Genomic DNA, 11,544 nt, shown 5'->3' with positions numbered 1-11,544 from the left:
ATCTATGGAAAATAATAAAAAGCAGGGCGTTTTACTGGTGAACTTAGGAACGCCAGATGCGGCGACCCCCGCTGGCATTCGTCGATTTTTGAGTGAATTCTTACACGACAAGCGAGTTGTAAACCTAACGCGTTGGCTTTGGTGTCCTATATTACATGGCGTGATTTTACCGATTCGCTCGCCTAAAGTTGCTAAGCTGTATCAGTCTGTCTGGATGGATGAGGGCTCACCACTGCTTGTGTACTCTCAAAGACAAGCTGAAAAGCTCCAGAAAAAACTAGAGATGCCTGTTGCACTGGGTATGACCTATGGCAACCCAAGCCTAAAGGCTGGTGTTGAGCAACTGATGGAGCAGGGCGTTGAGGACATCATCGTACTGCCTTTATATCCGCAGTACTCTGGCACAACCACAGCGGCGGTTTCTGATGGTTTAACCAAAGCCTTTAAGCAGATGCCAGTTATCCCGAGCTATCGCTTTATTCGCGACTACTACGCGCACCCAAGCTATGCAAAAGCATTGGCTGAAAGCGTCCGCAGTCATTGGGATAAAAATGGCAGAGCCGATCATTTAGTGTGTTCTTTCCACGGTATTCCGAAGCGACTGGCTGATGAAGGCGATATCTACCCTCAGCATTGTGAAGCGACAACAAAGCTGCTTGCGGCAGAGTTAGGTTTGTTAGCGGACGATATCACCATGACATACCAATCGCGATTTGGTCGAGAAGAGTGGTTGAAGCCATACACTGACGAGACACTTGAGTCACTGCCGAGTAAAGGCATCAAGAAGATCGACATCATGGCACCTGCCTTTTCGGTTGACTGTTTGGAAACGTTGGAAGAGATTTCAGACCAGTGTAAAGAGACGTTCATTGACGCTGGTGGTTCGGACTTTAGCTACATTATGTGTCTGAACGACAGAGACTCACACATCGACATGATGGCTGAACTAGTGGCGCTTCATCGCTAACTGATATGGCGATTGAATAGATAACAAAAGGGCTGCTCATTGAGCAGCCCTTTTTGATCTTGATGTTTCTTCTTGAAATCGATCTAGCTATTAAGCGACCGAAGTTTCTGCTTTTGGTTCTGCTTCAAGCGTCATGTTGGTTTCTACACCATGCATCCATGATACAAGCTTACCAGCACAAAGCAGCAGTAATATGGCACTCACCGTTGCTGTGATAGCAATACCACTGAAGATTGACATAGCACCAAGCTCACCAACGTGAGAACCGACCAGGCCTGCCACGTAGTTTGCCACCGCATTGAAGCCAAACCATGCACCCATCATCAATGATGCTAGGCGAAGCGGAGCTAACTTAGTGACCAACGACAGGCCAATAGGCGATAGACAAAGCTCACCAAGGGTATGGAAGAAGAAAGCACCGACTAGCCATAGCATTGATGTTTTCACGGTTAGGTCACCGCCTTGCTCCATTACCGCGCCCATCATGCACACAAAGCCCAGTGCTAAGAAGAACAATGCCATTGCAAACTTAACAGGAGAGTTGGGTTCACGCTTACCCAGTTTCACCCAGAACGCAGCAATGATTGGAGCAAGTGTAATGATGAAGAATGGGTTCAAAGATTGGAACCACGCAGCAGGAACTTCAAAGCCACCAATCATACGGTCAGTATATTGTTGAGTGTAGATGTTCATTAGGCCGCCAGCTTGTTCAAAGCCCGCCCAGAAAACAATCACGAACAGACCCATGATAAGAATCACTTTTAGTCTGTCGAACTCTTCTTTGGTCAGTGGCGCTTTTTCTTTAGATTTGTTTAGTGCTTTCGCTCTTGCAGCAGCAGGTACAGAACCGATGTTGCCCAACCAAGACTGAGCCATTGTCACTTGCATGATCAAGCTAATAACCATACCAATACCAGCGGCTAGGAAACCTGCTTTCCAACCGAATGAATCGACAGCAGCACCTGAAATTAAGCCACCAAGCAGCGCACCTAAGTTGATGCCCATGTAGAAAATGGTGAAAGCACCGTCACGGCGGTTATCGCCTTCTTGGTACAGATCGCCAACCATGGTTGAGATGTTCGGCTTAAACATACCGTTACCACTGATTAGCAGTGCTAAACCAAGGTACAGCGCGTTCACTTGGTCTAAACCGATGAAGCCGTTAGGTAGAGCCATTGTAAATTGGCCAAGTGCCATCAATACACCGCCAATCATAATTGATTTACGCTGACCTAGGTAGTTATCGGCAATCCAGCCACCAATTAATGGTGTGATGTAGACTAAGCCGGTGTAAATACCGTAGAGATCGAGTGCGTCTTTCGTTGACCAACCCAGTCCACCGTTGAGGGTAGTGTCAGTCAAAAATAAGACAAGGATGGCACGCATCGCATAGTAAGAGAAACGTTCCCATAGCTCTGTGCTAAAAAGTAGAAATAGGCCTCTAGGGTGGCCAAAGATGTTGTGGTTGCTTGGCATAAGTTTTACTAATTTTAGGTATTAAAAGATTTTATAGTCATTCATGTATACACAGTGGGATAAAAGTCTGCAATAGACTTATTTTATGGTCACGACAACTTGGTTTAACTAAGATGTTGATATTAAATATCTTTATTTTTAATGTTGCCCATTTTAGATGTGCTGCAAACTAATTTTCCAGATTTGAGTTGGTTGGTTAATAACCTTCATTAAAGTTGTGTTGAATTAAAATCTTTAGATATATTGCTCTGGTGTATCATTTTGAGTTTGAAGGGAGTGGCATGCGCATTAGGTGGGGCATACATATGCTTACAACAATGAGTCTTTTGATCTCTAAATTATCTCTGTACAATGCTTAACCACTCCGACACCTATAACTTTTTGTTGATAAATTGGTCTGCTACGCATTATTTTTCGTTAGCAACGATTCATTTTATTAATGGTGATTTAACCGTTTTAGGCATGTGGTAAAATATCTAAAAATATAAAATGGCTAGTCAAATGAAACGTTGGTATTTGCTTTACTGTAAGCGTGGTGATCAAAAACGCGCTCAGCAGCACTTAGAGAATCAGGGGGTAGAGTGCTTTTACCCTCAAATAGAAGTCGAAAAGGTGGTGAGAGGGAAAGAAAAGCAGGTCAAAGAACCGCTGTTTCCGTCTTACATCTTTGTTCGCTTCGACTATGAGCAAGGTCCTAGCTTCACGACCGTTCGTTCAACACGTGGCGTTGTGGACTTTATTAAGTTCGGTTCACTGCCGCACGAGGTCCAAGGAGACTTGGTGTTTGAACTTAAAGAGTTTGAGAAGTGCTGCAGTAACGAAGTGGAAGATTGTTGTGTTGAGTTTGAATCTGGACAGGTAGTTAAGATTCAGAGTGGCCAATTTGCTGGGGTTGAAGCTATTTTCGATCAGAAAGACGGTGAGGCTCGATCGATTATGCTGGTGAAAATGATCAGCCAAGTCGTTCCAATCAGTATTGAGAACGAAGCACTACAAGCTCGCGCATAACTGCAGTAATAAAAATAGGCTTAAAACAAAAGGCGCATAATGCGCCTTTTTTAGTCTTTAGGATTTGTTCAAAACGCTCTAAGCGTTGTAAGCATCGTTGTGAACGGCTTGTACTGCACGGCCTGATGGGTCGACACAATTTTTGAATGACTCATCCCACTCAATCGCTTTCGCTGATGAACAAGCAACTGAAGGACCACCAGGTACACACTCTGCCGCAGATTCTAGAGGGAATAGCTCCGCAAAGATTTCACGGTAAGCATAACCTTCTTTGGTTGTTGGCGTGTTGTAAGGGAAACGGAACTTAGCAGCTTCCATTTGTTGATCCGTTACTTTTGCTTCAGCCGTTGCTTTCAATGTATCAATCCAATCGTAGCCAACACCATCAGAGAACTGCTCTTTTTGACGCCATGCGATTGAATCTGGTAGGTAGTCTTCAAAACACTCACGCAGGATGTGTTTCTCCATCTTACCGTTACCGCACATCTTATCTTCAGGGTTCAGACGCATTGCGACATCGATGAACTCTTTATCCAAGAATGGTACACGGCCTTCAACACCCCATGCCGCTAGCGATTTGTTTGCACGAGCACAGTCGAACATGCTTAGAGCAAGCAGTTTACGTACTGTCTCTTCGTGGAACTCTTTCGCGTTTGGCGCTTTATGGAAGTACAGGTAACCACCAAAGATTTCATCAGCACCTTCACCTGAAAGTACCATCTTGATGCCCATCGCTTTGATCTTACGAGCCAGCAAGTACATTGGCGTTGATGCACGAATCGTCGTTACATCGTAAGTTTCGATATGGTAGATAACGTCACGGATTGCGTCTAGGCCTTCCTGAATAGTGTAAGTCATCTCATGGTGCACAGTTCCGATCTTGTCCGCAACTTCACGAGCAGCGATAAGGTCTGGTGCGCCTTCAAGACCAACAGCGAACGAGTGCAGTTGTGGCCACCAAGCTTCAGATTGCTCATCATCTTCGATACGCATTGCCGCAAAGCGTTTTGCAACTGCTGAAGTAATTGATGAATCCAGGCCACCAGATAGAAGTACACCGTAAGGAACGTCAGTCATTAGTTGACGTTTAACGGCTGCTTCTAGCGCTTCAGTCAGTTCTTCTTTGCTTGTGCTGTTGCCTTGTACCGCAGCGTACTCGTTCCAATCGCGGATGTAGTAGCGTTGAGGTTCAGCATCTTTCGAAGAGTAGAAGCTACCTGGAGGGAATTCACTGATCGTCTTACATACTTCAACCAATGCTTTCATCTCTGAAGCCACGTAGTAGTTGCCGTGCTCATCGTAACCTTGGTAAAGCGGGATGATACCAATATGGTCGCGGCCCACTAGGTACTCGTCTTTCTCTTCGTCGTATAAAACGAATGCGAAAATACCGTTAAGCTCTTCTAGAAGGTCTGCACCCATCTCTTGGTATAGCGCTAGGATAACTTCACAGTCAGAATCAGTCTGGAACTGGTACTTATCTTCATAGCGTGCACGAAGTTCTTTGTGGTTATAAATTTCACCGTTTACTGCAAGAATGTGCTTTTTGTCTTGACTGTATAGTGGTTGAGCACCACTGTTCAAGCCAACAATAGCAAGACGTTCATGAGCAAGGATTGCTTTTTCACCAGCATAGATACCAGACCAGTCTGGACCACGGTGACGAAGCTTCTTAGACATTTCTAAAGCAATAGGGCGAAGTGCTGCGGCATCACTTTTAATGTCGAGAATGCCAAATACTGAACACATAGAACTTCCTTTTAAATAATTTCCAAATCAACTGCATTCAATTTGCCATTCTGGCTAAAAAAAGCAACCGGATGTGAGCAAAAAAATAATATAAAGGGTTTTCTGTTAGAAATTATCTAATTTTTATGTGCTTTTGGTGTGTGATGTTTAATTGCGGTTGGTTTTTTAAACAAAAACCTCTCAAAAGTGCGAAAAATAGGCAGTTTTGAGAGGTTTAGTTGAACACTGTCTAATACTAGATTTTATTGATATTTGGATTTAACTGTTCGCAAACGTGGCGAGCAAAACCACTACCAGCCTCGCTGTAAATGTTAAATGCCGCATCAACGCCATTCTCTTTCAGTGTTTCGAGTTGATCGGGATATTCAGCAATAGCCGCAATTTGGCCTTTAAAGTTACGTGACTTTAATTGTTCTAAAGCGGTTTGATTACCTTGGTGGTGAGGCATTGCCAAAATCACCAGCTTTACGTTTGCTGTATCTAGAATTCGCTCCCAGAAATCTGGGTCAGTCGCGTCGCCAGAAATCACGTTTCTGCCTTGGCTTTTGTGGTTGTGCGCGGCTTCTTCACGCACTTCTACACCTAGGCTGACCTTGCCATAGCGAGTACGTAATTCGTCATAAGCACCGGTACCAATTCGGCCCATACCTAGAATAAGCACTTGGGCACGACCAGGGTCAATTCGCTTATCACGTCGGTGAAGCTTTTCTGACGCATGCTCTTTTAGCCATTTACCTGACTGCTGATAAAGCTTATGACCAGCTCGGTTTAAAGGAGCAGCGATTAGAAAAGACAGTGAAACTGCAATGGCAACGGCAACTAAGATATCACCCGACATCCAACCCATCTTGAAGGCGAGACCACCAACGATGAGGCCAAACTCGCTATAGTTAAACAGTGATAGCGAGGCAAGTAGAGACGTTCGAACACGGAACTTGAAGCGGTTGAGTACCAAGAAGTAGAGAACACCTTTCACAGGCAGCATCAGCAAGAACAAGATTGCGAGCATAAAGCCTTGAATGGTTGGTTGCTCTGACAGACCAATATTCAAGAAGAAACAGACAAGGAAAAGTTCTTTAAGGTTAAACAGCGACTTTGATAATTCTGAGGCTTTTGGGTGACCAGCAAGTAACATACCTAGAACAAGAGCCCCCAAATCTGGTTTCACACCAACCAAATGGAATAAACCAGCACCGACGACTAATGCGAAGAAGATGCCGGAAAGAACCAGCATCTCACCGTGACCAACCCAATCGAGCACTTTGTAGAACAGTGGGCGTAATAAGGGTAGGGCAAACAGAGCAATTGCATACCACTCAGGTATTTTGCCCGTAGAAGCCGTTAAGAATACTACGGCGAAGATATCCTGCATGACCAAGATACCAATCGCTAACGTTCCGTAGGTCGCATTCATTTCGCCTTTCTCTTGCAGAGTCTTAACCGCAAATACAGTACTAGAGAATGAAAGAGCAAAACCGAGCAGAACGATCTGTTCTACCGACATGGCAGCTAGCGATGAAATACCTAAGAACTTAAAGCCAAACAGGGCGACGGCGAAAAACAGAGTGGACAAAAGGTTGTGGATTGTCGCGCCAGCCCAGATCTCTTTAGAGAGTAGGGTTTTGATATCGAGCTTTAAGCCGATAGTAAATAGAAGCAGCGTGACACCAAGGTCAGCTAAAGTAATGATGGTGTCATTGGTTTCAAAGCCAAAGGCAAAAAGCCCAAAGCCTGCAACCAAAAAACCAACTAATGGGGGAAGGTGACACTTTAAAGCAATAAATCCTGCGATAAACGCAGTGGATATTAATATAAGTTCCATAACTTGTTGTTGTAGTTCCCTAGCTTAAAAAAAACGGGCCGTGTTTATACAAACACGGCCCGCGGAAAATCAGAATTGTTTTCTCTAGTCTTCGAGAAGCTTCTGCAGTAACACGCCGTTAAGCATGGCGCGCTTAATCATAGCAAAAGCTCCCATCGTAGGATGTTTATCGATCTGTGATGCTACAATAGGCAGGCCGCTATGGAAAGTCGTTAACGACTGATTCTCTACATTGCGCTTAATTGCAGGAAAAACAATCTCTTGTGCCTTGGTAATATCACCAGCAATGATAACTTTTTGAGGGTTAAATAAGTTAATCGTCATCGCGATAGCCTTACCTAACTGGTTTCCTACTCGAACTAAGCTTTGCTTGGCTAGCTCATCACCATTAATCGCGTGGTCACAAACGTCTTGAATCGTAATATGCTCAAGCTCTGTTAAAGAAGACTCATAGCCTTGTTTAATCAGCTTCTGCACGCGTTCAACGATAGCTGGGTTTGCCGCTACTGTTTCAAGACAGCCGAAGTTACCACATTGGCATTGCTCGCCTAGCGGATCAATTTGGATATGACCAATTTCACCCACATTACGGTTATGACCTAGGAAAACCTGACCATTAACGATAATACCTGCACCTGTACCACGGTGAACACTGACCAAAATAGAATCTTGGCTATCTTTACTTGCACCGAAGTAGTGCTCAGCAAGCGCCATTCCACGAACATCGTTACCAACAAAACAAGCAACATGGAATGTATCGCGAATAATGTCGCTTAATGCGAGGTTATCGATGTCGGTATTCGGCATGTACTCAACAACACCGGTCGTTGGGTTAACCAAGCCTGGAAGCGTGACACCAATAGCAATCAGTTGATCGATCTTTGGTTGATGCTCAGCAATGAAAGCTTTGAGGTTATTGACCAAGCCTTGGGTAAGGTCTGATTGGTCTGAATAATTCAGGTCTTGCTGTTGGAAAGCCAATTCACGACCACCAAGGTCATGCAGGCTTATTTGAATGTAGTCTCGACCCAAACGCACAGCAACAGAATGAAAAGGCTCTACTTCTGTGGTTAGGGAGATAGCGCGTCTACCGCCAGTAGACGCTTGCTGCGCAACCTCTTTAATTAGGCCGCGCTCTAAAAGTTGGCGGGTAATTTTTGTAACACTTGCCGGTGCGAGTTGGCTTACATCAGCCACTTGTATACGACTGATAGGCCCCTGTTGGTCTATAAGTCGGTATACCGCCGCACTGTTTAGTTGTTTAACTAAGTCTACGTTACCTATTTGTCCGCCATTCATACTTAATTGTGCTCGTATTGTCCGTTAACAACAGTCGCTTTAACGTTAAAGTCTCGGTCAAATACAGCTAGGTTTGCAACCATGCCTTTTTTGATTCGACCTAGCTTGCTTTCTACACCGATAGCCGTAGCTGGGTATAGCGTAGCCATGCGAAGAGCTTCGTCTAAAGCGATACCAGCGTGCTCAACTGTATTCTGAACTGCTTCAATCATAGTCAGAGCTGAGCCGCCCAGTGTGCCGTTTTCATCAACACACTTACCATCACGGTAATATACTTTCTTACCGACAAAAATAAAGTATTCCATGTCAGCACCTGCAGGAGCTGTGGCATCCGTCACTAATACCAACTTTTCTCCCTTGATTTTATGCGCAATTCTGATGTTTGCGTAATCAACGTGGAAGCCGTCGGCAATAATGCCAGCGTAAACCTCAGGAGTATCGTAAATCGCGCCAACAACGCCAGGCTCACGACCAACCATCGGCGTCATTGCATTGAACAGGTGAGTGGCGAACGTGATACCAGATTCGAAACCTTGACGCGCTTCTGCGTAAGTTGCGTTGGTGTGGCCGATAGAAACGACAACGCCAGCTTTGTGCAGGCGTTCGATGTGTTCAGGGTCGTTAAGCTCTGGAGCCAATGTTACTTTTGCAACAAGGTCACGGTTCTCACAGATAAGCTCAATCATTTCGTTGTCAGATTTACGAATGTGATCGACGCTATGGATGCCTTTTTTCGCAACGTTTAGGTAAGGGCCTTCAAGGTGCAGACCTAAAGATTGGTTTTGGTACTGGTTATGGTATTCACGAGCTGCCGTAATAACCGCACGCATATCTTCGTCTGAAGAGGTGATAAGCGTTGGTAGGAAGCTAGTACAGCCAGATTTCAGGTTTGCTTTGTGCATGATCTGCATGGTTTCTGCAGTGATCTCATCGTTAAGCATTACACCGCCACAACCATTCAGTTGTAGGTCAATGAAACCTGGGCTTAGGTTTGCTCCGTCTAGGTCGCGAAGCTCGATTCCTTCTGGCAATTCAGAGATAGGACAGACTTTTTTGATCAGTTCGTTTTCGATTACAACAGCATGATCGGTTAGAACATCACTACCAGTGTAAATTTTACAGTTACTTAGCGCGTACATAGTCAGCTAATCCTTATTTCGTGAGATCTTTTAAATTCGTTCGTTACCTAAATGCGGACTTAGTTTGCGAGCATCATTTACGTAACGATTTATCTTTTATGGGCAAACGGCTTCAAAATGAGAAGCGATTTAAGTTGTTGAAAAACATATGAACAATTGATTTTTATTATACATTTAGGTCCATCAATAATGATTATTCACGGTGCTCTATAAGCCTGGAGTTACCATCTTTTTGCCTAATGATTAGATTTGGATTTTATCCATAAATGTTCATTTTTTTGAATGATAAAATAAGTTTTATGATCTCGCTAGCAAAAACCTCTGGATTTGGTAAAAACTGGTGATTAGGATCACAAATGGTAAGGTTTTAATTTGCGGAGCAAAATTAATTGAATACACTGAATAGGACTAAATTGAGCGACTAAAATAAGTTTCTCAAACGAATTCTAAAAAATCCTATAGGGGGAAACAACTGGTGAATATTCTAGGATATGCGCAGAAGCTTGGTAAGGCGTTAATGCTACCAATCGCAACGCTTCCGATTGCGGCATTGCTGCTACGTCTGGGTCAACCAGACTTACTCGATATCGCATTCATGGCATCTGCTGGTAACGCAATCTTCAGTCAACTACCATTATTGTTTGGTTTGGGTATAGCTATTGGTCTTTCTAAAGACGGTAACGGCGCAGCAGGTCTTGCTGGTGCAGTTGCTTACTTTGTTCTGACAGCAACCGCAACAAACATCGATGCTAGTGTAAATATGTCATTCTTCGGCGGTATCTTTGCAGGTATCATCGCAGGCCACTCTTACAATGCATTCCACGCGACTCGTCTTCCAGAGTGGCTAGCATTCTTCTCTGGCAAACGTCTAGTTCCTATTATGGCTGGTCTATTTGCTCTAGTTGCTGGCGCGATCTTTGGTGTTGTATGGCCTGCTGTTCAATCTGGTCTAGATGCACTTGCTCACGCAGTTTCAACGTCTGGCGCTATCGGTCAATTTGTTTACGGTACTCTTAACCGTGCACTTATCCCAGTAGGTCTACACCATGTACTGAACTCGTACTTCTGGTTCGGTATGGGCTCTTGTCAAGAGATCGTAGTTGCTGCAGAAGGCTTCTCTCAACTTTGTGTTGACCCTGCACTAGCTAAAACTTTAGTTGTTGGTCAAGAGTACACATTTGAATTTGCTAACTCAGTTAACCCAGAAATTGTTGCAACTGTTAAAGAAGTAACTGAAACAGTTAAATCTGGCGACCTACACCGTTTCTTCGGCGGCGATAAAGGCGCTGGCGTATTCATGAACGGTTTCTTCCCAGTAATGATGTTCGGTCTACCAGGTGCTGCACTTGCAATGTACCTAGCTGCTCCTGCTGAAAAACGTAGCCAAGTTGGTGGCGCACTATTCTCAGTTGCATTCTGTTCATTCCTAACAGGTATCACAGAGCCGCTAGAATTCATGTTCGTATTCCTAGCTCCTGCTCTATACGCAATGCACGCTGTATTTACAGGTTTGTCTCTAGTAGTTGCTAACATGTTTGGTACTCTGCACGGTTTCGGTTTCTCTGCTGGTCTTATCGACTTCGTATTGAACTGGGGTCTAGCAACTAAACCATTCGTACTACTACTAATCGGTCTTGGCTTCGGTGCTCTATACTTCTTCACTTTCTCTTTCGCAATCCGCGCTTTCAACTTGAAATCGCCAGGTCGTGAAGATGATGACGAAGCTGTTGCAGCTCCTGCTGGCGAAGCACCAAAGGGCGACCTTGCACGTCAATACCTGAAAGCTCTAGGTGGTCACGACAACCTAACTTCAATCGACGCTTGTATCACTCGTCTACGTCTAACTCTTAAAGACCGCTCTGTTGCAGATGAAGTTGTTCTTAAGAAACTTGGTGCTAAAGGTGTGGTTAAACTAGGTGAAAACAACCTACAGGTTATCCTAGGCCCACTAGCTGAAATCGTAGCTGGCGAAATGAAAGCTATTGGTGCAGGCGAAGACCTATCTGATGTAAAACTTCCACAGTAAGGGAAGTACTTAGTTAAGACGTAAAGTTACTCTTAAGTAAGTGTCAAATTGAAAGCCT

General features: G+C 44.4%; 8 protein-coding genes. 3 read left to right on the top strand and 5 right to left on the bottom strand.

Annotated elements, in window-relative coordinates:
* Window positions 1-4: 4 nt before the first annotated feature.
* Entirely contained in the window at window positions 5-967 is a 963-nt protein-coding gene (gene hemH / locus AB4375_RS10510) for a ferrochelatase (protein ID WP_372051541.1), read from the top strand.
* A gap of 90 nt (window positions 968-1,057) precedes the next feature.
* Here hemH and AB4375_RS10505 read toward each other — a convergent pair whose 3' ends face one another.
* The gene (locus AB4375_RS10505; protein WP_102393253.1) at window positions 1,058-2,443 is read right to left on the bottom strand and encodes a peptide MFS transporter; all 1,386 of its coding nucleotides are present in this window, start codon (window positions 2,441-2,443) and stop codon (window positions 1,058-1,060) included.
* Window positions 2,444-2,944: 501 nt separating this feature from the next.
* Here AB4375_RS10505 and rfaH point away from each other — a divergent pair.
* Entirely contained in the window at window positions 2,945-3,451 is a 507-nt protein-coding gene (gene rfaH, locus AB4375_RS10500; RefSeq protein WP_017068990.1) for a transcription/translation regulatory transformer protein RfaH, read from the top strand.
* Window positions 3,452-3,529: 78 nt separating this feature from the next.
* Here rfaH and asnB read toward each other — a convergent pair whose 3' ends face one another.
* The 4 genes from asnB to nagA form a co-directional block, all read right to left on the bottom strand.
* Complete coding sequence (gene asnB, locus AB4375_RS10495; protein ID WP_372051539.1) at window positions 3,530-5,200, bottom strand: asparagine synthase B; 1,671 nt, start codon at window positions 5,198-5,200, stop codon at window positions 3,530-3,532.
* 235 nt (window positions 5,201-5,435) lie between these two features.
* On the bottom strand, window positions 5,436-7,022 hold the full coding sequence (locus AB4375_RS10490) for a cation:proton antiporter (RefSeq protein WP_372051538.1): 1,587 nt from the start codon (window positions 7,020-7,022) through the stop codon (window positions 5,436-5,438).
* A gap of 84 nt (window positions 7,023-7,106) precedes the next feature.
* Window positions 7,107-8,321 carry an ROK family protein gene (locus tag AB4375_RS10485; RefSeq protein ID WP_017062194.1) on the bottom strand — a complete coding sequence of 405 codons (1,215 nt, stop codon included), beginning with the start codon at window positions 8,319-8,321 and terminating at the stop codon, window positions 7,107-7,109.
* A gap of 2 nt (window positions 8,322-8,323) precedes the next feature.
* Window positions 8,324-9,460 carry an N-acetylglucosamine-6-phosphate deacetylase gene (gene nagA / locus AB4375_RS10480; protein ID WP_017062193.1) on the bottom strand — a complete coding sequence of 379 codons (1,137 nt, stop codon included), beginning with the start codon at window positions 9,458-9,460 and terminating at the stop codon, window positions 8,324-8,326.
* Window positions 9,461-9,935: 475 nt separating this feature from the next.
* On the opposite strand from nagA, the gene nagE reads away from it, so the two are divergent.
* The gene (gene nagE, locus AB4375_RS10475; protein ID WP_032545860.1) at window positions 9,936-11,486 is read left to right on the top strand and encodes an N-acetylglucosamine-specific PTS transporter subunit IIBC; all 1,551 of its coding nucleotides are present in this window, start codon (window positions 9,936-9,938) and stop codon (window positions 11,484-11,486) included.
* Window positions 11,487-11,544 lie beyond the last annotated feature (58 nt).

The sequence above is a fragment of the Vibrio sp. 10N.261.51.C6 genome (assembly GCF_041471785.1).
GTDB lineage: Bacteria > Pseudomonadota > Gammaproteobacteria > Enterobacterales > Vibrionaceae > Vibrio > Vibrio crassostreae_C.
The sequence above is the reverse complement of the archived record's forward strand: the minus strand, read 5'-3'. Positions and strand labels throughout refer to the sequence as shown.

Bases quoted from the DNA above. Each gene is read 5' to 3' on its own strand.
- hemH (WP_372051541.1), top strand. From the start codon at position 5: ATGGAAAATAATAAAAAGCAGGGCGTTTTACTGGTGAACTTAGGAACG.
- AB4375_RS10505 (WP_102393253.1), bottom strand. From the start codon at position 2,443: ATGCCAAGCAACCACAACATCTTTGGCCACCCTAGAGGCCTATTTCTA.
- rfaH (WP_017068990.1), top strand. From the start codon at position 2,945: ATGAAACGTTGGTATTTGCTTTACTGTAAGCGTGGTGATCAAAAACGC.
- asnB (WP_372051539.1), bottom strand. From the start codon at position 5,200: ATGTGTTCAGTATTTGGCATTCTCGACATTAAAAGTGATGCCGCAGCA.
- AB4375_RS10490 (WP_372051538.1), bottom strand. From the start codon at position 7,022: ATGGAACTTATATTAATATCCACTGCGTTTATCGCAGGATTTATTGCT.
- AB4375_RS10485 (WP_017062194.1), bottom strand. From the start codon at position 8,321: ATGAATGGCGGACAAATAGGTAACGTAGACTTAGTTAAACAACTAAAC.
- nagA (WP_017062193.1), bottom strand. From the start codon at position 9,460: ATGTACGCGCTAAGTAACTGTAAAATTTACACTGGTAGTGATGTTCTA.